A 23,904-nucleotide genomic window follows, 5' to 3' on the forward strand; every position below is an offset into this window, starting at 1 on the left:
ATGCGCGCCGAAGCCCCTGCCCTGTCCCGGTCCGTCATGGCCATCCAGCAGGCGTTTGCTGTTGCGGCAACCCAGCTCACGCTGATGTGGCGCGAGCGGCGCGTGCTGTGGCTCGCCCTTGCCCTGTTGCTGATTGCGGGAGCATCGGTGCTCAGTGGTGCTGCACGCCTGACCCTGCAGGCGCAGGAGCGCCAGGCAATGAGCGAGGAAGAGGCGCGGCTCTGGGACAGCCAGGGCACAATCGACCCGCATAGCGCCGCACATGTGGGGCGTGCCATTGCTGCCCCTTTGCGGCCACTGGCTGCACTGGACCCGGGGCTGACGGACTACCTGGGAACCTCGGTGTTCATCGAAGGCCACGCGCAGAACCCGGCCCGGCACCGTGCCGTGGATGGTGGCACCGCACTCAGCCGCTTCGAGGGTTTCTCTGCGGCGTGGGCGCTGCAGGTGGTGGCGCCGCTACTGATCATCCTCGCCGGGTTCGCCACACTGTCCGGCGATGTGGCCCGCGAGACGCTGCGCCAGGAACTCGGCACCGGCGCCTCGGCCGGCGTGCTGATCTGTGGACGCTTGATTGCCCTGGCGGCCGCCTCGCTGCTGCTGGTGCTGGCCATGCTGCTGATCAGTCTTCCGGGGCTGTCCATCCAGTACGGCGACGCCACGGATCTTGCCGCCCTGCTCGCACTGGCGGCCGCCTACCTGCTCTATCTGCTGGTGTTCTGTGCACTTACCGTGGGGGTGTCGGCACTTGCCGGCTCGGCACGGACGTCACTGGTCGTGCTGCTCGGCTTCTGGGTGGTGTCCACGCTGCTGCTGCCGAGGGTGGCGCCTGCGGTTGCCGAATCCCTGTACCCGACCCCTTCGGCACCGGCGTTCAGGACCGGCGTGACCGAAGAAGCGGAGAACGGCGCGGATGGCCATGACCCGGCCGACAAACGCCTTGATGCCTTGCGCGCGGCGTTGATGGCACGCTACCGGGTCGACAGCGTTGACGACCTGCCGCTGAACTTCCGCGGTGTGGCGCTGGAGTTTGCCGAGGCCAACTCGACGCGCGTCTACAACCGCCATTTCGATCGCCTGCATGCCACCTACCAGCAGCAGGACGCCACCCAGCGCCTGTTTGGCCTTGCCTCGCCGACGCTGGCGCTGCAGTCCTGGTCGCGCGCCTTCGCCGGCACGGATTTCCCGGCGCATCTGGCGTTCCTGCGCGGCGTGGAGGACTACCGTTATCGGTTGATCCAGGCACTCAACCAGGAAGTGAAACTGCACAAGGCACCACAAGGCGGGAAGCATGTGGCCGACATCGCCGGCATCACCCGTTCAGTGCACTACCGGCCGCCGCAACAGACCCTGGCCGGTACCGCTACCGCGCAGCGCGGAAATCTCGTCATTCTGCTGGTCTGGCTGATGCTGGGTTGCGTGGTGGTGCTCATCTCCGCTCGGAAGCTAGGGAGATCGCCATGAACGTTGTGTCGATTGCCCGCTATGAGATCCGCCGATTGTTGCGCGATCGAGCGCTGCCGGTGCTGCTTGTCCTGCTGCTCGGGCTGGGTGCCTACGCCGCGTGGAACGGCCGCGCATGGGTGGACCAGCGGGAGGCGGCCATCGCCCTGATCAAGCAGGAAGAACAACAGACGAAGGAACGCAGCCGGGCATTCGTCGGCAAGGCGCCCTCGGTGCTGCCCCGCGCCCAGCCGGTGCTTGCGCCTGCCGCCATGGCACCGCTGTCGATCGGCCAGGCAGACGCCTACCCCTACACCGCCGATGTGGTCGCGCTGGGCGATCCGACCCTGCTGCTCAAGCACGTCTGGGCCGACATCGGCTATCCAGCGGCACGGGCTGCGGGACGGTTCGACCTCGCCTTCGTCATCGTCTTCCTGCTGCCGCTGGTCATTCTCGTGGCCACCCACGATCTGTGGTCACGTGAGCGCGAGCGCGGCATCGCGGCGCTGGTGCTGTCACAGCCGGTGTCGGCAACGCGTCTGCTGGTGGTCAAGGTGCTGGCCCGTGGCCTGATGGTGCTGCTGCCCGCACTGGCCATCCTCCTGGCGGTGACGATCGGGGCCGGCGCGCGCAGTCCTGCGGGCCTGGCCATGCTGGCCCTGACCGTCCTCCTGTACGGCGCGTTCTGGCTGGCCCTTGCACTGCTGATCGGCTGCCTTGCCCGGCGCACCACCGAGGCGGCCATCGCCGCCGGCGCGCTGTGGCTGCTGATCGTGGTCATGGCGCCGTCGCTGGCGCTGGCCACGGTGAACCTGATCGCGCCGCCACCGTCACAGATGCAGTTCGCCACCGAAGTGAAAGCGATGCAGTCCGATATCGCCACGCGCCAGCAGCGCGAGCATGCGAGGTCGGCGCCAGTGAATTCGCCGTCCCCCGTCATCTCCGACACTGTGCGCCAGGCCTACGCCGATCGGGTTGCAGCTGACCGGGAACTGGAACGCCTGATCGCCTCGCATGCGCAGGCCGAGGCCGCACATCGCCAGGTTCTGGACAAGGTGCGGCTGCTGCTGCCGGCCGTCGCGACACAGGACGCGCTCGACCGCATCGCAGGCTCGGATGCCGACCGCGCGCTCGACTTCCAGGGGCAGGTCCACTCCTTCTGGCAGGCGCGGCGGCTGTTGCACAAGGCCTATCTGGATCGTGACGCGCCGCAGACCTTCGAAGAGTACGACACCCTGCCCCGCTTCCAGTTCCACGAAACAGCCGGCGTCGCCCAACGTGGTGTCCTCGCCGATCTCGCCGCACTGATCATTGCCACCCTGCTTGTCCTGCTTGCAGCCGGTGCATTGCGCAGCCGGCTGGCAACGCCCTGAGGAGACGTCCACATGCTGTCTGCAAAAAGCCTGGTCATGGAACACGGTGCACATCGGGCGCTGGATGACGTCAGCTTCGAGGTGAAGCCCGGCGAGATCTTCTGCCTGCTGGGCGCCAACGGCGCCGGCAAGTCGACCACCATCAAGCTGTTCCTTGCCTTTCTGAAACCCACCTCCGGTGCGGCCGAAGTGGACGGTCTCAGTGCGCACCAGCAGCCGCAGGAGGTACGCCGGCGGCTGCTGTACATCCCCGAGACCGTCGCGCTGTACGACGAGCTGACCGGCTACGAGAATCTGGACTACTTCGCCCGCCTGGCCGGTGTCGAGGAACGCTCGCCAGCGCGGTTGAACGACGCACTCAGGTCAGCCGGCCTGGCGAGCGACGCATTCGGGCGACGCGTGGGTCTCTATTCCAAGGGCATGCGGCAGAAGGTCGGCATCGCACTGGCCATCGTCAAGGAAGCCAGCGCCCTGTTGCTGGATGAACCCACCTCGGGCCTGGACCCAACGGCGTCAGCCGAATTCCATGAGTTGATCGTGCGGGAACGCGATCGCGGCACGGCGATCCTGATGGCCACCCACGATCTGTTCCGCGCCCGGGAAGTGGCGACCACGATCGGCCTGATGCGGGCCGGCCGCCTGCGCAGGACGCTGGATGCCAGCACGATCACCGCGAACGATCTTGAGAGCCTGTACCTGGAAGAAATGAGCCGCAGCGCCTAGGCCACGGCGGCCGCCTGCGCGCCACGCTGGCCGGACCAGCGCCGCAGCCACGCTTCGATGTTGATCTGCGGGCCGAATATGCCGAGCACCTGCGACGAGTGGTCCGGGCCGACCTGCTGGATGCCGGCATCGGCCAGCGCGCTGTCGAGATAGCCGCGCCTGGCCAGCATTCCATCGACCAGCAGATTCCTGATGAACTGCTGGTGCCCCTGGGTGACCGCCACGGAGTGATCATCCAGATAGGATTTCACCTTCCGCGACAGCAGCACCTCCGGCAACAGGCCTTTCATTGCACGCCGCGCGATGGTGCGGTCTTCCGCGTCCGCGATGAGCAGGTGCAGCGGAATGCGCGCGAACAGTTCGACAAGCGGCTGTGCACTGATCGGCGATACGCCATGCCAGTGGCCTGCACCTTCGAAGGGATCAAGGACGCTGGTCGGAAACACCATGCGGCCGATATGGGCCAGCTTGTAGGGTGATACGTGATGCCCCAGCGCCTGCGCGTGGCGCAACCAGGCCGGCTGCAGGCCATCCTGCTCGGCGCGGTCCACCCGCACCCATGGGCAGGGTTTGCCCCAACGACCATTGATGCGGCCTGGCCGCTTGAGCAGACCATGGACCATCGCATCCTTCAGCACGCCGTACAGTGAATCGCCGGACTGCGCGGTTTCGAAGGCGACGCGGAAGAAATCCCGGTCGATGCCGCGTCGCCAGGCGTAGTCGATCGCAGCGGCATTGCCCTTGAAACGCAGGAACACCGCATCACCGCCAACACCGGTGAACTGCACGGTGTCACCGTCGAAGGCCACGTCACGGCGGTGGAGAAGATAGCCGGAACAATGCGCCGGCCGGGCTGTACGCGGGAAGGTCATGATCTCTTCCAGCGCGCAGTGAGCTTGCCTTCGATACTCGATGTAATCGCAACGCCTGCCCGAGGAATCACTGGCCCCTTGCACTGCCATCCGCGCGAACAGCCGTTCGTCGGCGCCGATGCCATCATCGTAGTGGTGGACACACGTCACCTCCGGTGCCGACGGCGCCTGCAACAGGCCGGCCAGGATGATCGAGGAATCCAGCCCGCCCGACAGCTGCAGCTGGATGCGCCGGTGCTGGCTGGCCAGTGCACCGATGCAGCCCAGCAGCGTGGAACGCGCCAGGGACACGGCTTGCTGAAGATCTTCGATCGGCGCGTCGCGGGCCAGCCGCACCACGTCCCACTGGCAGTGCCGGCCCACCGGCTCACCATCGAGGATTGAAACCGCTTCACCCGCTTCGACCGCCGTGACCTCCTGGAAGCCGGTCTGCAGGCCATCACGAAACGGGTACAGCAGCGAGTACGACAGGAAGGACCAGTCAACGCTGAAATCGCGCAGGCCCAGCATCAGGCAGTCTTCCATGTTGGAGAAGACCAGCGTCAACTGGCCCACCGTGGTCATGTAGCACGGGATCTCCGCAGTGGGATCGCGCAGGACGAACCAGCTCGACGTTTCCTGCTGGAAGCCGAACGCCACGTAGCGGCCCCAGTAGTGTTCTACGATGCTGCGGCCCTGGCTGCTGCAGGCGGCGTCCGCTGTGGCGGGATCCAGGTTCACGCAGCAAGGCACTTTGCCTTCGCCGAACGTTTTGTGAAACAGCTTGCCCAGTACCACCAGCGAGTTCGAGCGATTGCATTCGAAATAGCCGTGGTTGTCGCTCTGCACATGGATCGCCGCGCCATTGTCGTTCAACACGCAGGCGATGCCGGGCAGCCTGGCGCCGATCCTTTCCACGATGCGTTCCGCCTGCGCCGTCGCGGATTCCGAGTGGGTGTTCCAGAGCACGGCGATGTATCGGTACATGGCAGGTTTCGTTACAGCACCAGGATGGGAACCATCCGGCGCAGGTTGAAGGGAATGTCGGTCAACACCTGATCGCCGTGCTGCAGCCAGCAATGCGCGGCGAACGGCTGGGTTCTGACCGCGAACACCCAGGCCGGAGCGATGCCGTAGTTCGACAGGAATCCGCGCATCGCCAGGCAGTAGAGAAAGCACTCATCGGTTTTCCTGAAGGCCAGGGGCCGAAGCCAGTCGAACACCCGCACCCGCAGGGCCAGTTCTTCAGCGCCTACCGGCCTGCTGTGGCCGCGATCCGCCCGACGGCGCACGGCCGACACCGTGGAACTGAAAGGAAGGAACGTTCTGCTGCAGGCGGCATAGGCGCACGAGGCGATGAATCGACGCAGGTCACGCGCCACGATGGGTGGACGGCCACGCGGCGCGCCTTCGCGCGCCCAGTACCGAGGCAGCGCAATGGCAGGGCTGGCAGCGGATTTCCCCTGCTGCGGATCCGCGGTGATCAGGCGGCGGTCGATCAATGCCTGCAGAAGCCTGGGCGTGCTTGCGTCGTCGGACTGCAGGGGCCAATCGAGAACGAGCTTGCCAAGGCCTGCGGCGCCGCGTTTTTCAAGGGAGAGATACTTTCCCGTGGCCTGGTCCAGAATCACCATCGCATCGCCGGTGACACAGACGTGGGCGTGCTTTGACAGGAAATACGGGGCGGCAGCCTGCTCCATCATGCGCTCCTGCGCCGGAACCGGAGAAGCGGTGCATGCAGGGCATGCACCGCAGATGCGACATTGCGCGGCAGATCAGGGCGACGTGGTCGGGAACACGCCATCCCACAACGTGCCGTGGTTGTGCGCCTTCGTTTCCGAAACCACCGAGCCCAGCTCGATCAGTTCGCCACCCATGCCCTGATCCTCAGGGTTCTGCTGTCCTGCCACTACACCCAGCTCAATCAGCTCGTTCATGAACATCTCCTATCGTCAGTGGATGTACCCGCGCATTGCGTTGGATCGCGCTGCATTGGATACGGAGCAGCCAAGCCACCATCGCCGCCACATTGCAGGGCGATTGCCGCCAAGGCACCGAAATGTTACGATATAACATATTATTTTGGCGTGACGAATGACGCTGCCTGCCCGCTGTCGATGCGACCCATGAGAGGCAAGAGGGATGAACACCGAGATCAGTGATGACGGGCTGGATCCCACGCTTCTGCTGAAGGGGATGTTTCCCCTGCCGAAGTTCATCCGCTTCGTACGGGAGCGTTGCCCACCGGGCCGCTTTGACGAGGCTGCGCTGGTGGAGGACTGGCGGACGGCTCGTGCCGAGGTGCTCAGGCTGCAGCAGGAGGAAGCCGGTGAGGCGGACGCCATCAATGTCCATGTGTTGCCGGATGAGATGCTGCCGCTGGCTGAGCAGGCGCTGCGGCAACCTTCGATGCACCGCATGACGAGTGTTCTGCCGCGCAGTTGGCAGATGGTCGATATCGATCGACTGGTGATCTTCCAGGAGTGCATCAACCTGCGTCACATCGACCAGTTGGCGGCATCCCTGACCGCCTCGCCCACCGCGCAGGAGGTCATGCAGCTTGTCGCGCGCAGCGGCAGCCATGCACATCCGGAAGTGCGCTTCACCCAGTCCGATGGCAGCTACACCTTCGCGTCCACCTCGAACGACCTGCGTTTCCTCGACGTGGCGACCCTCGATCCGGCTGCCATCACCGATTACGAACCGTTCGGCGCGGCCAGCCACGCCGTCGTCATCTATCTTGGTTTCAGTGACAACCTGATCAGCGCCACCAGGTTTGGCAAGCGCCTGGTGCTGACCAATGGCTCCCATCGCCTGTACCTGCTGCGCCGGCTCGGGTTCCGCCATGCGCCCTGCCTCGTCACCGATGCCTCCGACAGCGACCTCAGCGAGGTTCTGCTGCCGGCAGCGGTCAAGCAGGATCGCGGGTTCTACCTGTCTTCTCCACGGCCGCCGCTGTTCAGGGACTATGTCGATCCCCGCCTGACCTGCGTCGTTCCGGTTACCCGCAAGCACTACGCTCTGAGGGCCAAGCTCGACCTGCAGAGGATCACGGTTCCGGCCTTGTAGGCCTGGCTGTCCAGCTGCTTCGATGTCGTGCGGTCGATATGGCCGGATTGGTGAATCACCTGGCGGAACTGTCGAATGACGCCTGTCGGGTTGACCCATACGCTTCTCATCCTCAACCAGAGAGGATGTCAGCGTGATTGAACAGCCATGGGCTGCCGAACCCGCAGGAAAGGACGCTCCGATCGTCCATGTCCTGATGGGACTGATCTGTGTCTGGCATAAGCGCGAACCGGGATCGGCACGCGATGACGAGTAAGCGCCGCCGTACTGCCCGGCGTAGTTCTGAGTCGTAGGTCCGGCGTGGAGATTTCGATTGCGGGGCTGAGCGAGGTTGGGCCCGACTATCCGGACCGTGTCGATCTTCCGGTGATGGTGCTTGGACTGGAACCCATTCCAGATGCCTGGCAGATGCCCTTCCATGCGCACCGGAAGGCACAGCTGCTGGTTGCCACGCGCGGCTTGATCATGCTGGAGACCGCAGCCGGCCTGTGGGTGGTTCCCCCACAGGGTGCGATCTGGATTCCCGGTGGCCTGTCCCATCGGGCCAGCAGCAGTGGGCGGCCGCACGGGTTCGTGGTGTTCGTGGAACCCGGTGTCGTGCCGGGGCTGCCGACGCACTGCGCTGCAATGGCGATCACCCCGTTCATGCAGGCCCTGCTGCAGCGGGCGTCCGCCCTTCCCGGGCACTACGAGCCCGGCAGCGCGCAGGACCGCCTGATGGCCGTGTTCCTGGATGAGCTGATCGCCGCGCCACCGGAGTGGCTCCATCTGCCCATGCCATCCGATGCAAGGTTGCGCCGGCTTGCCAACGCAATGCTGGACACGCCAGCCGAACGGGCAACGCTTGAAGTCTGGGCGAGCCGGATTGGAATGAGCGAGCGCAACATGTCGCGCCTGTTCTCTGGAGAAACCGGTTTAAGCGTAAGGCGCTGGCGCAGGCAGCTGCATGTTGTGGTCGCGCTGCCGCTGCTGGCCAAAGGCAGGACAGTACAGGCCGTTGCGGACCACCTGGGCTATGACAGTGCCGGAGCGTTCGTGACCATGTTCCGCAAGACCGTGGGTGCGCCGCCCAAGCGTTTCCTGGCGGAACGAGGCACTCGGCAGCGGGCATCGGACGCCGACGATCAGCAGCCGCAGGAGCCACGTTGACGGATGCGGGAGCGCGTGGCTCCCGCACCGGCAAGGATTGTCCTTCCCCTCAGCGCTGGTAGTCCTTCAGGAACAACCAGGTGATCAGCGTGGCATCCGGCCCCTTCGGGTCGGTGAACGGCAGGCCGGACTGGCTGCCGCTCCACGCATGGCCCATGCCCTGCACCACATAGTGCTGCACCAGCGTCATGCCACCGTAGGCGTAGGTATCCACTGTATACGCACGCCCACCCGGCACCTGGCCGTGATAGCTGCTGGTCGGCACGTACTTCACCGAGTCGTTGTCCAGGCCGTCGTCGGCCAGATCATTGGTCTGCAGGAACTGGCGCACGGCCTGCTGGCCGTTCACCGGATTGACGGTGAGATCGGCGCTGCCATGGAACACCAGCACCGGCAGCGGTCGCGGCGACGGCGATCCCGAGCACTGCCAGGCCAGACGGCCATTGCTGTCCGGCGAATAGATGCTGCCGGCCAGCAACGCATAGGCGCTGCCGGAAATCGTGGTCGCACCCTTGAACATGCCGCCGGAGTGGATGGCGCCGGCAGCGAACACATCCGAATAGCAGGCCAGCATGATCGAGGTCATCGCGCCGCCCGCGGAAATGCCGGTGACATAGACCCGGTGCGGATCCACGCTGTAGCCCGCTTTCACCTTGTCCACGATGCCGGCCAGGATCGATGCTTCGCCGCTGTCGCGGGCCTGGTTGATCGGCAGCTGCCAGTTCCAGCAGCGGGCCGGATTGGAGGTGACGTTCTGCCGGGGGTAGACCACGATGAACCCCTCAGTGTCGGCCACATCGTTGAAGCCAGACGCCTCGCCCATCAGGTTCGGCCCGGTCACACAGCCGTGCAGCACCAGCAGCAGGGGCAGTGGTTGGGCCGCGTCGTAGCCGGCCGGCACCCATACCTGGTACTCGCGGGCGCCGAACAGATTGCCGTACAGGCCGATATCCCAATGCCCGGCCGGGCCAGCGGCAAGCGCGCTGCCCGCCATCGCCAGCCAGCTGCACAACATCAGCAGTACCGCCTTGATCGAATCGATTCCGGATTTCATGACCAGATCCTCGTGCGTGAGTCGTGGATGAAGGAGTACCGGGGACCGCTTCCGGCTGGGGGCGCGCCCAGTATCCGCATCCACCGGCCGCTGCCGACTGGACCTAGGTCCACTCGCTGCTGGCCGATGACACCGCTAGCCTTGGCTGCAGGGGTGGCAATGGGCCATCCGCACGCTCATGCCTGGGGGAGGACCGAATGAAACGGAATTGTTTGAGTCTCATGATCGGCGCGCTGCTGGCCACGGGGCCGGTACTGGCACAGGAATCACCGACGGCAGGCAGATCCGCTTCGCCGACCAACCTGGACAGCATCAAGGTCACCGCGCGCAAGCGTGAGGAAACCCTGCAGGAGGTACCGGTTGCCGTCACCGCCTTTACCTCCGAGGCGCTGGACAAGATGAATGTCCAGGACATCAGCGACCTGGACGCGCAGGTGCCCAACCTGACCATCTACGCGGCGCGCGGCGCCAGCAGCACGGTCACCGCCTACATCCGCGGCATCGGCCAGTCCGATCCCACCTGGGGCGCCGATCCGGGTGTAGGCATCTACCTGGATGACGTCTACATCGCACGCCCGCAAGGTGCGCTGCTGGATGTGTTCGATGTCTCGCGCATCGAGGTGCTGCGCGGCCCGCAGGGCACGCTCTACGGCAAGAACACCATCGGCGGCGCGATCAAGTACATCTCGCGCGGCCTGCCCACCCAGACCGAGGGCTTCGCCCAGATCACCGTGGGCAACTACAGCCAGCTGGATGCGAAGGCGGCCATCGGCGGCCCGATTGGTGGTGCCGACAGTGGCCTGCGCGCCCGCGTGGCGGTGGCCAGCATGAACCACGACGGGTTTGGCGAGAACACCTTCAACGGCCAGCCGGTCAGTGACAAGCAGATCAACGCGGCACGCCTGAACCTGGGCGCGTACGCGGGCGATGACTTCGACGTGCAGTTCGCACTGGACTGGATCGACGACCAGTCCGGCATGCGCGGCTCGAAGATGCTGGCGCCCAATCCGTTCCTGCGCGCATACCCGCCGATGGACAGCCGCTATGACATCCGCTCGGGCATGCGCAACCTCAACAACGTGGAGAGCAAGGGTGCCTCGGCCACGGTGAACTGGCGGCCGAACGAGGACATTGCGCTGAAGTACGTGGTCGCCAAGCGTGAATCGGACAGCGAGGCCAACATCGACTTCGATACCGCGCCGGTCAAGCTGGCCGACGTGGGCGGCACCTATCACGACGACCAGGTCAGCAACGAAGTGCAATTGAACTACGATGCCGGCGGCCGGGTGCGCGGTGTGGTCGGCCTGTACCAGTTCAGTGGCGAGGCGGGCGGCCAGATCCAGAACAACTACTTCAGTGCGCAGTTCGCCGACAACCAGGGCAAGGTGTTGACCGACAGCATCGCGCTGTACGCGGACTGGACCTTCGACCTGACCAGCAAACTCAAGCTGGATGTAGGCGCCCGTTACACCGACGAGGACAAGCGCGCGATCGTGCTGAACCGCCTGTACGCCGACCCGGCCTTCAGCCGCCCGGTAGCGGTGACCGCGGACTTCGACAAGAAGACCAACTTCAAGAACGTCTCGCCCAAGGTCTCGCTGGACTACCAGATCACTCCGGACATCATGGTCTACGGCCTGGCCACGCGTGGCTTCAAGTCCGGTGGCTACAACATCCGCGCCAACGCGGTGGCCGTGCCGCGCTCGGCCGAACCGTTCGATGACGAGACCGTGGACAGCTACGAGGTCGGCAGCAAGATGGCCTTCCTCGACCAGCGCCTGTTCCTCAATCTGTCGGCCTTCTACAACAAGTACAAGGACATCCAGCTATCGGTCTTCACCGGCCTGGATACCAATGGTGATGGCATCGACGATTCCTTCTTCGGTGATTTCACCAATGCCGGCGCAGGTACGGTCAAAGGCCTGGAAGTCGAGTACCAGTACCTGCCCAGCCAGCACTGGCTGATTTCCGGCAACCTGGCGTGGCTGGATACCAAGTACGACGAGTACATGGATCGTGGCGTCAATGTGGCCAGGCAGATGAAGTTCACCAATGCACCGGAATTCTCCGGTGCGTTCAACGTGGAATACCGCACCGACCTGGCCAACGGCAGCAACCTGTCAGCGCGGGTGAGCTACAGCTATCAGAGCGAAGTGTGGCCGACCACTGATCTCAGTCCGGTGATCCGCCAGCAGGGTTACGGGCTGGTCAATGCCGGCGTCATCTGGCGCCTGGATGATGCGTGGACCTTCTCGCTGCAGGGCACCAACCTGGCCGACAAGGAATACCGCACCACCGGCTACAACATCCCGGCGGTCGGCACGCTGATTGGCTTCTATGGTCCGCCACGCCAATATAGCCTCAGCGTCCGTTACGATTTCTAGCGCATCCGTTACGATCTCCAGGAAGCTTCTGCATGACGCAGTCTTACGACGACCTGTACTGGAACAGCAATGATGGGTTGCGCCTGCACGCGCGCGACCATGCACCCGATGCGGGGCAGGCAGCGCGTGGCACGGTGGTCTGCATTCCCGGGCTGACCCGCAATGGCGCTGATTTCGATGCGCTTGCCGATGTGCTTACCGCCGAGGGCTGGCGCGTGATCGCGGTCGACCTGCGCGGTCGCGCAGGGTCGGAACGCGCATATGACCCGTCCAGCTACAACCCGCGTGCCTATGCGGATGACATGGTTGCGCTGCTGCGCTCGCAGAACATCGCCAAGGCGGTATTCGTCGGCACCTCGCTGGGCGTGCTGGTGACCATCACCCTCGCCTCGCGCGCGCCCGAGCGGATCGCGGGCGCGGTGCTCAACGATGCCGGCCCCAAGGTGCCGCGTGAGGCGCTGGCACGGATCGGCAAGTACGCCGGCAAGCCGGTGCCGCCGATGGACCTGGTGCAGGCCACCGCTTACGTGGAATCCATCGGCAAGGCCGCGTTCCCTCGCTTCAGTACCGACGACTGGCGGCAGATGGCGGTGCGCACCTTCCGCCCGCGCAGCGATGGGCTGCTGGAGCTGGATTACGATCCGGCCGTGATCCGAACGACACGTCCCTGGCTGCTGTGGTTGCTGCGGCCGGTGCTGTGGCGTGCGGTTCGTGGGCTGACCGCACGGGTGCCGGTACTGGTGGTGCGCGGTGCGCTGTCCGACATCCTGCCGGCCGATGTCGCGCGGCAGATGGCGGCCACCTCGGAAAGTGCCCGCCTGGTGGAAGTGCCGGATGTGGGCCATGCGCCGATGCTGTCCGAGCCAGAGGCACGTGACGCGATCCTGACCTTGCTGGAGCGTGTGGCGTGAGTGCAGACAGCAACCTGCCTCCCGCGCTGCAGGCGTTGCAGCAGTGGGCGGCCAGCGAGCGGGTGAGTGGCGTGACCCACGTGGACCAGGCGCGCATCGATGCCTTTGCCGACGCCACCGGCGACCACAACTGGATCCACGTCGATCCAGGCCGCGCGCAGACGCAGCTGCCGGGCGGGCAGACCATCGCGCACGGTTTCCTGCTGCTCTCGCTCACCGTGCAGGACGATGTGGCCGCCCTCACCGGCTTCCCCGGCATCGCCCATGTGCTCAACTACGGCCTCAACAAGGTCCGCTTTCTGGCGCCGGTACCCAGCGGGTCCGGGGTGCGGGTACGCTCGCAGCTGGTGTCACTGGAGGCGCGCCAGCCCGGCCAGTGGCTGCTGACCCAGCGCAAGGCCGTCGAGCGGGTTGCCGATGGCGAGCTGGCACTGGTCGCTGAGCAGCTGTCACTGATCGTGGTCGCTCCCTAGCACCACCCTGCCCGGTTCTCTCCCTACACTGGAGCGATGTTGACGCCCTCCATCGTCCTCTTCGCCTGCATTGCATGGACCGCACTGCTGTTTGGCGTGGCGCTGTGGGGTGAGCGCCGGGGGCACCGGCTTTCGAAGGCATGGCCGCTCATCTATGCGCTGTCGCTGGCCGTGCACTGCACCGCGTGGACCTACTACGGCGCGGCCTCGCAGGGACTGCAATGGGGCTTCCCGATTCCACCCACCCTGGCCGGCATGGCGTTGATCTTTGCGTTCGGCCTGCCGTTCCTGCTCCGCCTGGGGCGGCTGGCCAAGCAGCACAACAGTGCCACCATCGCTGATCTGGTCGTCGCACGACTGCGTGCCGATCGCGGCCTCGGCTTCACCATCACCCTGGTGGCACTGTTCGGCATCATTCCCTACATCGCCCTGCAGCTGAAAGCCGTAAGTCAGGGCCTGGGCGCCCTGCTGGGCGATCGTTTCGCGCCTGCTGCCGTGCAGCTGGACATGTCGTTCTGGTTCGCCCTGACGATGGCGGCGTTCACCCTGCTGTTCGGTGCACGCAAGGCATCGGCCACCGAGCCCAATCGTGGCATCGTGGTCGCCCTGGGGCTGGAGTCGGTATTGAAGCTGGTGGCGCTGCTCGCCATTGGCCTCTATGCGGCGCTGTCGGTGCGCCAGGCGGGCACGCCGCTGCTGGAAAAGATGGCGCAGCTGCCGCCACCGGCCATCATGCCGGACTATCTGACCATGGTCGCGCTGGGCGCGATCTCCGCGTTCACCCTGCCGCACCAGTTCCATGTCGGCGTGGTCGAGCTGCGCCAGACCTCGGACCTGAGGACGGCACGCTGGTTGTTCCCGGTCTACCTGCTGCTGATCGGGCTGCCGTCGGTGCCGATGGCGCTGGCCGGTGCCGCGCAGCTGCCCGCATCGGTGTCGCCTGACCTGTACGTGCTGGCGCTGCCGCAGGCCGGTGGCCACCACCTGCTGGCCTTGCTGGCCTATCTGGGCAGCCTGAGCGCCGCCACCGGCATGATGATCCTTTCGGGGCTGACCCTGTCGATCATGCTCGGCAACCATGGCTTCGGCTCACGGTTGCTGGACGGTATTGCCGGCGGTGCCGCGGCGGCCGACCTGCGTCCACGCGTGCTGGCCTTCCGCCGTGCCGGCATCCTCGCCGTGTTCCTGATGTCGTGGCTGTACAGCCGGGCGATGAGCGACACCGAGGCACTCAGCGATTTCGGCCTGATGTCCTTCACCGCCCTCTCGCAGCTGGCGCCGGCGGTCCTGCTGGCGGTGTATCGCCCGCGCACGCCTTCTCCGGCCATCATCGCCGGCATCGTGCTGGGGTCGTTGGCCTGGCTGTGGCTGGTGCTGCTGCCGATGGTGATCCCTGCCACGCCCCCAGCCTCGGGCCCCGATGACCTGCACTGGCTGTCCGTGGTCTCGCTGCGCCTGCAGTCGGGCCATATCGCCATCAGCATGGGCGCCAGTCTAGCGGTCAACCTGCTGACGGTTGCGCTGGTGTCGCGCGCGGTGCGTCCCTCGTTGCCGCGACGACGGGATGCGGTGGCAGCAGCCTCGCTGCGCAGGACGGCCGGACGCTTCCTCGGCCAGGAGCGGGCCCGGCAACTGATGGATGGGCATGCCGGGCAGCTGCTGGACGACGACCGGGTCATCACCATCGAACGCGAACTGAGCGCCGTGGTCGGCGCGGGAATGGCGCGCCTGCTGGTGGAGGCCGCTCGCGATGGCGGTGCCGCGCCCTTGGATGCGGTAACCCGTGCTGTAGGCGAAGCCACCCAGGCGCTGCGCTTCAACCAGCGCCTGCTGGAAGCGGCGCTGGAAAACATGAGCCAGGGCATCAGCGTGGTCGACGCGCAGCTGCAGCTGGTAGCCTGGAACAGCCGCTACGCCGCGTTGTTCAAGTTTCCGCCCGAGTTGCTGCAGGTCGGGCAGCCGGTGGTCAATCTGACAGCGTGGGCGCTGGCCGAACTGAAGATCGGCGACGGCCCTGGTGACTCTCGCGACAAGGCCCTGCAGCGTCGCGCCGCACACATGCGGCGTGGCACGCCGCATCTGTCCGAACGGATCTTCCCCGACAACACCATCGTCGAGATCCGTGGCAATCCAATGCCCGGCGGTGGCTACGTGGCCACCTTCACCGACGTCACCGCCTTCCGCCGCGCCGAGGAAGCGCTCAAGCGCAGCAATGAAACCCTGGAGCGCCGCGTACAGGACCGCACCGCACGGCTGGAACAGGCAGTGCACGAAGCCGAGCGCGCGAACGTTGCCAAGACACGCTTCCTGACGGCGGTCGGCCACGACCTGATCCAGCCACTGCATGCGGCGCAGCTGCTGACCGATGCGATGTCGCAGCACATCGAATCGGAGTTCCTCGACAGTTTCCTGCGCCAGATCCGTGGTGCGCTGGACTCCACCGACGACCTGCTGTCCGGGCTGCTGGATATCTCCCGGCTTGAGGCGGGTGGACTGGTCGCCGATCCGCGCCCCTTCGCGCTGTCGACCGTCCTCGATCCGCTCGCGCAGGAGTTCGCGGTACTGGCGGCGGCGCGCGGCCTGCAGTTCCGCCAAGTGCGGAGCCAGGCCTGGGTCCATAGTGACCCCCTGCTGCTGCGCCGGGTGCTGCAGAACTTCCTGGCCAATGCCATTCGTTACACCTGCCATGGCGGTGTGTTGCTCGGTGTGCGCCGCCAGGGACAGGCACTGCTGATCGGTGTGCATGACACCGGCCCCGGCATTGCTCCGGAGCAGCAGGCGGTGGTGTTCGAGGAATTCCACCGGGTCGATCGCAGCAACGGCCAGGGACTGGGCCTGGGCTTGACCATCGCACACCGCATCGCCGACCTGCTGCACGCACCCCTGCACCTGCGCAGCGTGCCCGAGCACGGCTCGGCCTTCTCGATCAGCGTGCAACGCGCAGCACCCCCTGCGACCCCGCGCAGCTCGCCGCCGGCAGCCGGCAGCAGCGCGCTCAAGGGAGTCCGCGTGCTGGTGGTCGACAACGACCCGGACGCACTGGAGGCGATGCGGCAGCTGCTGCTTTCCTGGGGTTGCGATGTCATCGCGGCAGGCCAAGCCGATGACATCGGACCGTCAGCGCACGAGGCGGCGCTGTGGCTGTTCGACTATCACCTGGATGATGGCGATACCGGTGTAGCGCTGTGGAAGCGGCTGGTAGGCATGCATGGGCCGCGGCCGACGGTGATCCTCAGTGCGGATGCCGGCAGCGAGACGCGCGAGGCGGTGCGCGGCGTTGGGCTGTCCCTGCTCAACAAGCCGTTCAAACCGTTGGCGCTGCGCTGGGCGATCAACCACCTGCTGGCGGCCAGTACCACGCCCTGACCGGTCAGGGCTCAGGCAGTTCTTCGATCTGCCGGGACGGATCGGCCAATCCCATTTCGTGCAGCACGCGGATGGCCTGCGCGCGGTTGCGCACGCCCAGCCGCTCCATGATGCGTGTCATGTGCGCCTTGACCGTGCGCAGCTGTACGCCCAGCCGGTCGGCAATCTGCTTGTTGAGCAGGCCCTCGGCCACCAGCCCCAGCACCTTGTACTGATGTGCCGACAGGCTGGCCAGGCGTGCGGCCAGGTCAGCATCCCTGCTGAACGTCGCCACCCGTGCCACCGGTTCGCGCAGCAGCGCCGGGATCCAGCGCTCGCCCTCCAGCACGGACTGCAGCGCGGACTGCAGCTCGTTCAAACCCGAGCTCTTGGGCAGATAGCCCGCGGCGCCAAGGTCGATGGCACGCCGGATGACCTGCGGCTCCTCGTTGGCGGAGACGATGATGATCGCCAGGCCCGGCTGCAACGCACGGATCGTGGCCAGCCCGGCCAGTCCGTGGTTGCCCGGCATGTGCAGGTCCAGCAGCATCAGATCGATCGACTGGTTCTCGATCACCTCCAGCACGCTGTCCAGCGAATCAGCTTCGCTGATCTGCAGATCGGCGACCGCCTCTTCCGCCGCGCGATGCAGTGCCGCGCGGAACAAAGGGTGATCGTCGGCGATGAGCAGGGTGGGCATGTCCTGGCGAGATTATCAAATCGGGTGCGCGCGGGAACAGGTACCTAGGTACGCTGGTGCAGCAGGAAGGGCTTGCTAGTGTGGTGCGGAGAAGGCCGGCGACCGCAACGCCGCCCACGAGGAAATGCCATGTCATCTGCCCCCACTCCCGATGCCAATGCCTATCCACTGCTGATCAAGCAGCTGCTGCTGATGCCGCTGGCGGTGAGCCCTGAACAGGAGATCGTCTACGGCGACCAGGTCCGATTCGACTACCGCACCCTGCAGGCGCGCATCGGCCAGCTGGCCGGCCTGTTGACCTCGCTGGGAGTCGGCCACGGCGACACGGTGGCGGTGATGGACTGGGACAGCAACCGCTACCTGGAGGCCTACTTCGCCGTGCCAATGATCGGTGCGGTGCTGATGATGGCGAACGTGCGCCTGGCCCCAGAGCAGATCGCCTACACGCTGAACCACAGCGGGGCGCGGGTGATCCTGGCCAACCGCGAGTTCCTGCCGTTGCTGGACGCCATCGACGAGCAGCTGCCGGACCTGCGCACGCGCATCCTGCTGGACGATGCAGGCGGTCCGCTGCCGCCAGGCTTCGCCACCGAGTACGAAGCGGGGTTGCGCGATGCCACGCCGATCGTCCGCTTCCCGGACTTCGACGAGAACGCCCGTGCCACGGTGTTCTACACCACTGGAACCACCGGGTTGCCCAAGGGCGTGTATTTCAGCCACCGGCAGCTGGTGTTGCATTCGCTGGCGGCGATGGCCGCGCTTGGCGGTGCACCCCGTCAAGGCCGCCTGCATCGCGACGATGTCTACATGCCCATCACCCCGATGTTCCATGTGCACGCGTGGGGCCTGCCCTACGTGGCTACGGCGATGGGCATCAGGCAGGTCTATCCGGGGCGCTACCTGCCTGCGACGCTGCTGGCATTGATCGCCCGTGAGAAGGTGACCTTCTCGCACTGCGTGCCAACCATCCTGCACATGCTGCTGGAGCATCCAGACGCGGCGCAGACCGACCTGGAGGGCTGGAAGGTGATCATCGGCGGTGCCGCCCTGCCGCGTGCGCTGGCGCAGCGTGCGCTGGCGCGGGGCATCGACATCTTCGGCGGCTATGGCATGTCCGAGACCTGCCCTCTGCTCACCATCGCCCAGATCGACGTGGACAGCGTGACCGATGCCGATGAGGTGCTGTCGCTGCGCACCAAGGCCGGCATACCGGTACCGCTGGTGGACCTGCGCATCGTCGATCCGGACATGAAGGATGTCGCCCACGATGGCATCGCCACCGGAGAGGTCGTGGTGCGCGCACCCTGGCTCACCCAGGGCTACCTGCACGATCCGGATGCATCTGCAGCACTGTGGGCAGGAGGCTATCTGCATACCGGGGACATCGGCAACATCGATGAATACGGCTACCTGAGGGTGACCGACCGGATCAAGGATGTGATCAAGACCGGCGGTGAGTGGATCTCCTCGCTCGCCCTGGAGGACATCATCGCCCTGCATCCGGCGGTCAGCGAAGTCGCGGTGATCGGCATCGCCGACACGAAATGGGGCGAGCGGCCGTTGCCGCTGGTGGTCAGGCAGCCTGGCAGTGAGGTGACCGAAGCGGAGATCATCGAACTGGTCGCCGCGCGAAGCCGCTCAGGGGACATCTCACGGTATGCGATTCCGGAACGGGTCAGTTTCGTGGAATCGATCGAGCGGACCAGCGTGGGCAAGATCAACAAGAAGAAGCTGCGTGGGTTGCATGACCCAGCGACTGGCTCGGGCCGTGGGTGATCTCCGCTTGATCGCCGAGGTCAGTGTTCGCACGGCGAGGTATGGAGCGGCACCCCGGAACCATGATCTCCCGAGGTACCACTGTACTGCAGCAGACCTGGTTCAGTTCTGCCAGGACCGGTCACCCTCAGTCGATGCAGGGTCCCTTCGCAGCGATCTCCGTGCCGGATCCCTTCGCACCGATGCTGGCCGGGCCCTGGCATGCATCAAAGCTGTACTTGATCAGCTTCCACGCCCCACTCGACCACCGGTATGTCCACGACTCGGAAGCACCGCTCGGCAAGGTATTGGAGATCGAGATGACCTCGCCCTCCACACCGCGTGCAGGCAATGGAACAGGCGGGCCCGCTGCACCGGCCGGCTTCAGGCTGCCAGCAGACTGATAGCTGTGCGAGATGGCCAGTTCGCCCGTCTGCAACGCCGGCGCGTAGGCGGGCGAATTCCGTTTGATCCAATCGACGATGTAGCCGGCTTCCAGCGAATCCGGCGCGTACGTGGCCTTCGCAACTACAGTGGCGGTCGTGGTGCCCGCGATCGGTCCTGCATTGACGCTTCCACCGGGGACTCCACTCAGTGCCAGCACCAATGGCAGCGCCGCGCCCAACAGCGAGAACTTCATACCCTGCTCCTTGTGTGTATGCAGCTTTCTCAACGGGCCGTCTATGACCCGCGGGCAGTGTAGGCATTGCGGACAGGCTGGGCATCGGCGCAGTCATGCCCATTTCTCATATCCATCAGGCTTCGAGCGCGAGCTGCCCTGCTGAAGGTCGCAGCGCCGATTGTGTTGAACGCGGCGCTTAGATCCGCGTCGTTGCCATGAACCGTTCGCGGTCCTGCTGCGTGCGGCGGCGGATCTCCTCCAGCGCCTGGCTTTCGGTCGCCTGCAGCATGGCTTCGAACAGGCGCTGGAAGTGATGGCGCATCGCATTGCGCGCGGCCACCGGATCACGCGCGCGCAGGGCTTCGAAGATCGCCATGTGCTCGTCCGCACGGCTGGCGCCATCATCATGGCAGACCCGGGCATAGACCTCGGTCACCCGCGGCAGTTCGCTGCGCATGCGCCAGATCTGCTGCACGAAGAATTCCACCACCGGGTTGCCGGAAAGCCGTGCGATGGCCAGGTGGAAACGGCGGTCGTACTCGCCGGCTTCCGCGTCACTCAGGTCGCGACGGCACAGCGCTTCGGCCAACGCCTGCAGCTCGGCAATGCCGGCATCATCCAGATTGCTGGCAGCCAGAGCGGCGGCCTCGGCCTCGAATACCGCGCGGGCGGCGGTGAGGTCGAAGGCGCTGACATCCGGCAGCCCGCCGGACGCCTGCGTCGGGCGCGGTTTCACATGCACGCCCGAGCCGATGCGGATGGCGATCCAGCCCTGCGCTTCCAGTGCGATCTCGGCTTCGCGGATGGTGACCCGGCTGACACCGAACCGTTCGGCCAGCTCACGCTCGCCCGGCAGCCGCGAGCCCGGCGGAAATTCGCCGTCCTCGATCAGCTTGCGGAGCTTGGCAGCGATGGTCTGGTAAAGGCGGTTGGCGGACATGCGGCTGACCCTTGGCGATTCCTTCCGGGTCCCTGCCCTGCCACCGCGGCCGGCAAGGGTCCGGTTGGAGCGACGGCGCGACCACTGGCCGCGCCGCCCTGTTCAGAACTTGTATCGTACACCGAAATACGCACGCCGCCCGTAGGTCACCACTTCGCGGAAGTTCCCATAAAGCGGCTGGTAGGCCACGCGCGGCTCGTTGGTCAGGTTCATCAGCTCCAGCGACAGCGACAACTGCTTGTTCACCCGGTAGCGCAGGCGCAGGTCCACGCTGGTGTTGTCATCGTAGTAGCGGTTCTGCTGCGCGGTGTTGCCGGTGAAGTCCTGGTAGTAGTGCGAGCGGAACTTGCCGATGGCCTGGATGTTGAAGCGCCCGACGTCCCAGTAGATCGAGCCGGACAGCACGTGCCGCGAGAAACCACTCAGGCCAGCCGGTGGCACGATGGCCGGAATGATCGTGCCATCGCTGGCCAGCTGCTCGCCCAGTCGCGAGTCCTGGGTCTGATAGTCGGCATCGGCGTAGTTGTAGCTCAGCTTGAAACCCAGCCCGTCGAACGGCTTGGGCAGGTACGACAGTCGATGGGTGGCGGTCAGCTCGAAGCCGGTCAGCGTGCTGTTCTCGTCGGTGGTTACCTGTTGCCGCACCGGTACGGTCACGCTCTGGCCGTCGATGGTGTAGGTCTCCGGCACCAGCGCAGTGGCGGTGCCGCCGTTGAACTGCTTCCAGTACACCGCGCCGGCCAGCATCGTGTCCGGGTTCGGGTACCACTCCAGGGAAAGGTCGCCGTTCCAGGACATCAGCGGCTGCGCGGCGGGGTTGCCGCTGGCGCTGATGTCATCCAGCGCGTCGGCCAGGTTGCCGTAGGTGGCATCACTGCTCACATTGATGGTGCGCCCGGCACCCAGCGCGGCAATGTCCGGCCGTGACATCGCGCGATATGCACCGACCCGCAGCAACACGTCCGGGCGCAGCTCGAAGGCCGCGTTGAGGCTGGGCAGCAGCTTGTCGTTGCCCGCCTTGAACACCTGCGTGCTGTACTCGCCGGTGGGTTGCAGGCGGATGGTCCCGTCACCGTTGTCCTCGATGCGCAGCCCGGTACGCACGCCTTCAGAACGAACATCGGTCTTGACCCAGCGCAGGCCGAGGTTGCCGGTCACCGGCAAGCCGAACAGGGTGCTGCTGAACTCACCCATCAGATAGAGCGCGCGTGTCTTCTCGGTGATATCGACATTGTTCGGATCCTGGAAACCCGGATCCAGCCCGCTGTCGAGGCTGCCGCGGAACGACTGGTACAGGCAGTTCGGATCGAAGTACGCCCACGAGGAGATCGTGTTTCCGCTGGCGGCATCCATGAAGTCATCCTGCGGGAAGGGTGCACGGCAGGCCTGGTTGGCGGCGATGATCTTCGCTTTGTCGGCCGCCACGCGCTGGTCGTAGTCGGTTACCAGGGTGTTGTCGCGCAGGCGGTAGTCGGCCTGGCTGGCGCGCACGCCGCCCTTGATGCGGGTGAAGAAACCGGACTCCGGCATGAAGCTGGCATCGAAGCGGCCGGCCTTGATCCTGTGGTCATTCTCGGTGGCGCTGGAGGTCACCCGCGCCGCCCCCGTATAGGCGTCCCAGTTGTTGGGGTCGAAGTTCGGCGCCAGGGCAACACTGGGCACTTCGCCGTGCCAGTCCCAGTCATAGTCCACGTAGCCGGTGGCGCCACTGCTGATGCCGGGAACGACGGCATTGTTGACGTCGCGCTGGTTGGCGCGCAGGCGCGTCATGCGCTCGCTGTCGAGGCGATTGGTGTGCGAGTAGGAAAGATCGGTAGACAGCTCCCAGGCCGGGGTCGGGCGCAGGATCAGGTTCAGGCCACCCCCGGTGTATTCCTCGCCACGCCAGTAGCGGTTGGAGGTGGAATCAATCGAGGTGCTGCCGTGCAGGTGACGCACGATACCGTCTTCGTCAACCTCGCGCTGGGTGATGCCGCGTCGTGCGTTGGACAGGCTCAGATCGCTGCGGTTCTCATACCAGTTGCGCTCGGTGTGCTCGAAATCGAGGTTCACTTCAACCACATCATTTGGCCGCCACTGCAGCGCGGCGAACTCGCTCTGCCGGTCGTTGCGCTCCTGCTTGAGCCGGTAGATGCGGCTGCTCGGCACCAGGTAGTACGGCGCGCCGTTGGCGATGGCCTGCGCGGACACTTCGTTGCAGTTGGCATTGCCCACGTTCTGCGTGCCATCGCAGGCATACCAGGTGGAACCGCTGGTAATGCTCTCTTCCGGATCGGTGCCGTCCAGGCGCTGGAAGCCCAGCGAGATGCCCAGCTTCTGCCCGTTGCCGAACTCGAACTGATCGATGTAGCTGGCGGTGCCGCGATAGCCGATGCCGTCCTTGTCACGGTACTTGCTGTCGTACTCCGCCCAGCTGCCGCGCAGGTCCAGCTGCACTGCACGCTTGCCGTACTCCAGTGGGCGCACTGTTTCCAGGCCGATGGTGCCGGCCACGCCGCCTTCGATGATGTCGGCGCGCTGGGTCTTGTAGATGGCCACCGTGTTGATCAGCTCGGCCGGGAACATGTTGAAGTTCACCGAGCGGTCGCCGCTGCCGTTGGTGATCTCGCGGCCATTGAAGTTGGTGCTGCTGAGGAAAGCGCCCAGGCCCCGGATGGAGATCTCCGAGGCGCCGGTCTTGTCGCGGGTCGAGGCGGCGCCGGTCAAGGTCTCGATCGCATCGGCCAGCGACGGTGCCGGCAGGTCGCCGATGTCATCGGCCGAGAGCACGTCGGCGATGACCGTGTCGTCGCGCTTCTTGTTGATCGAACTCTGCATTGATTCGCGGATGCCGGTGACCTGCACCTGGTCCAGCGTGGTGGGATCCTGCCCTGACGCGTCCTTGCTGGACTGCGCCTGGGCCGCGGGCATGCCCGCCAGCACGGCAAGCAGCGCCACGATCAGGGGTGTGGGGGACAACGAGATGCTGTGCACTGCTCCGGCGGGTCGCCGCATGGTTTCCTCCTCCCAAAGGATCGCCTGCATGCCAGGCGTGGGACGCAGCTTCGGCACGGCGGCATGAAAATGTCAACCAATTGGTATGCGAATGTTCAAATGCCTTTCATCCATACCA

At 65.5% G+C, this 23,904-nt stretch carries 18 protein-coding genes; 10 read left to right on the top strand and 8 right to left on the bottom strand.

Annotated elements, in window-relative coordinates; all coding sequences use genetic code 11:
* The 3 genes from N7573_RS01155 to N7573_RS01165 are packed head-to-tail and all read left to right on the top strand — an operon-like array spanning position 1 to position 3,539.
* A complete protein-coding gene (locus N7573_RS01155; RefSeq protein ID WP_279911820.1) occupies positions 1 to 1,464 on the top strand; it encodes a DUF3526 domain-containing protein in 1,464 nt (487 codons plus the stop codon).
* On the top strand, positions 1,461 to 2,816 hold the full coding sequence (locus N7573_RS01160; protein ID WP_279911821.1) for an ABC transporter permease subunit: 1,356 nt from the start codon (positions 1,461 to 1,463) through the stop codon (positions 2,814 to 2,816). The genes N7573_RS01155 and N7573_RS01160 overlap by 4 nt, the downstream gene beginning before the upstream one ends.
* A gap of 12 nt (positions 2,817 to 2,828) precedes the next feature.
* Positions 2,829 to 3,539 (top strand): ABC transporter ATP-binding protein, encoded by a 711-nt coding sequence (locus N7573_RS01165; protein ID WP_279911822.1) that lies wholly within the window; start codon positions 2,829 to 2,831, stop codon positions 3,537 to 3,539.
* Here N7573_RS01165 and N7573_RS01170 read toward each other — a convergent pair.
* The 3 genes from N7573_RS01170 to N7573_RS01180 form a co-directional block, all read right to left on the bottom strand.
* Positions 3,536 to 5,377, bottom strand: a complete 1,842-nt coding sequence (locus N7573_RS01170) for an asparagine synthase-related protein (RefSeq protein WP_279911823.1) — start codon at positions 5,375 to 5,377, stop codon at positions 3,536 to 3,538. The two genes, N7573_RS01165 and N7573_RS01170, sit on opposite strands and share 4 nt — an antisense overlap.
* A gap of 11 nt (positions 5,378 to 5,388) precedes the next feature.
* Positions 5,389 to 6,090, bottom strand: a complete 702-nt coding sequence (locus N7573_RS01175) for a lasso peptide biosynthesis B2 protein (RefSeq protein ID WP_121503323.1) — start codon at positions 6,088 to 6,090, stop codon at positions 5,389 to 5,391.
* A 75-nt stretch (positions 6,091 to 6,165) separates the two neighbouring features.
* Complete coding sequence (locus tag N7573_RS01180; RefSeq protein WP_162292259.1) at positions 6,166 to 6,327, bottom strand: hypothetical protein; 162 nt, start codon at positions 6,325 to 6,327, stop codon at positions 6,166 to 6,168.
* 205 nt (positions 6,328 to 6,532) lie between these two features.
* Here N7573_RS01180 and N7573_RS01185 point away from each other — a divergent pair, with 205 nt between their 5' ends.
* Positions 6,533 to 7,459, top strand: coding sequence for a hypothetical protein (locus N7573_RS01185; RefSeq protein ID WP_279911824.1), 927 nt, complete (start codon positions 6,533 to 6,535; stop codon positions 7,457 to 7,459).
* A gap of 627 nt (positions 7,460 to 8,086) precedes the next feature.
* On the top strand, positions 8,087 to 8,608 hold the full coding sequence (locus tag N7573_RS01190) for an AraC family transcriptional regulator (protein ID WP_279911825.1): 522 nt from the start codon (positions 8,087 to 8,089) through the stop codon (positions 8,606 to 8,608).
* Positions 8,609 to 8,657: 49 nt separating this feature from the next.
* Here N7573_RS01190 and N7573_RS01195 read toward each other — a convergent pair whose 3' ends face one another.
* Positions 8,658 to 9,662 carry a PHB depolymerase family esterase gene (locus N7573_RS01195; RefSeq protein ID WP_279911826.1) on the bottom strand — a complete coding sequence of 335 codons (1,005 nt, stop codon included), beginning with the start codon at positions 9,660 to 9,662 and terminating at the stop codon, positions 8,658 to 8,660.
* 197 nt (positions 9,663 to 9,859) lie between these two features.
* Here N7573_RS01195 and N7573_RS01200 point away from each other — a divergent pair, with 197 nt between their 5' ends.
* Genes N7573_RS01200 through N7573_RS01215 form a run of 4 tightly spaced genes read left to right on the top strand, consistent with a single transcriptional unit; the run spans position 9,860 to position 16,796 of the window.
* On the top strand, positions 9,860 to 12,046 hold the full coding sequence (locus N7573_RS01200) for a TonB-dependent receptor (RefSeq protein WP_279911827.1): 2,187 nt from the start codon (positions 9,860 to 9,862) through the stop codon (positions 12,044 to 12,046).
* Positions 12,047 to 12,078: 32 nt separating this feature from the next.
* Complete coding sequence (locus tag N7573_RS01205; RefSeq protein WP_049461116.1) at positions 12,079 to 12,957, top strand: alpha/beta hydrolase; 879 nt, start codon at positions 12,079 to 12,081, stop codon at positions 12,955 to 12,957.
* Entirely contained in the window at positions 12,954 to 13,430 is a 477-nt protein-coding gene (locus tag N7573_RS01210; RefSeq protein WP_279911828.1) for a MaoC family dehydratase, read from the top strand. The genes N7573_RS01205 and N7573_RS01210 overlap by 4 nt, the downstream gene beginning before the upstream one ends.
* Positions 13,431 to 13,466: 36 nt before the next feature.
* Positions 13,467 to 16,796 (top strand): PAS-domain containing protein, encoded by a 3,330-nt coding sequence (locus tag N7573_RS01215; RefSeq protein ID WP_279911829.1) that lies wholly within the window; start codon positions 13,467 to 13,469, stop codon positions 16,794 to 16,796.
* A 4-nt stretch (positions 16,797 to 16,800) separates the two neighbouring features.
* Here the strand turns inward: N7573_RS01215 and N7573_RS01220 are convergent, their stop codons facing one another.
* On the bottom strand, positions 16,801 to 17,475 hold the full coding sequence (locus tag N7573_RS01220) for a response regulator transcription factor (RefSeq protein ID WP_032127250.1): 675 nt from the start codon (positions 17,473 to 17,475) through the stop codon (positions 16,801 to 16,803).
* Between the two features lie 129 nt (positions 17,476 to 17,604).
* On the opposite strand from N7573_RS01220, the gene N7573_RS01225 reads away from it, so the two are divergent.
* On the top strand, positions 17,605 to 19,251 hold the full coding sequence (locus tag N7573_RS01225; protein ID WP_279911830.1) for a fatty acid--CoA ligase: 1,647 nt from the start codon (positions 17,605 to 17,607) through the stop codon (positions 19,249 to 19,251).
* A gap of 127 nt (positions 19,252 to 19,378) precedes the next feature.
* Here the strand turns inward: N7573_RS01225 and N7573_RS01230 are convergent, their stop codons facing one another.
* From N7573_RS01230 to N7573_RS01240, 3 genes are all read right to left on the bottom strand, one after another.
* Entirely contained in the window at positions 19,379 to 19,870 is a 492-nt protein-coding gene (locus N7573_RS01230) for a hypothetical protein (RefSeq protein ID WP_049421668.1), read from the bottom strand.
* A 178-nt stretch (positions 19,871 to 20,048) separates the two neighbouring features.
* Positions 20,049 to 20,792, bottom strand: a complete 744-nt coding sequence (locus N7573_RS01235) for a FadR/GntR family transcriptional regulator (RefSeq protein ID WP_032127248.1) — start codon at positions 20,790 to 20,792, stop codon at positions 20,049 to 20,051.
* Positions 20,793 to 20,894: 102 nt separating this feature from the next.
* Entirely contained in the window at positions 20,895 to 23,786 is a 2,892-nt protein-coding gene (locus N7573_RS01240) for a TonB-dependent receptor (RefSeq protein WP_279911831.1), read from the bottom strand.
* Between the last annotated feature and the right edge of the window lie 118 nt (positions 23,787 to 23,904).

Source organism: Stenotrophomonas sp. GD04054 (genome assembly GCF_029836955.1).
GTDB classification, from domain to species: domain Bacteria; phylum Pseudomonadota; class Gammaproteobacteria; order Xanthomonadales; family Xanthomonadaceae; genus Stenotrophomonas; species Stenotrophomonas maltophilia_A.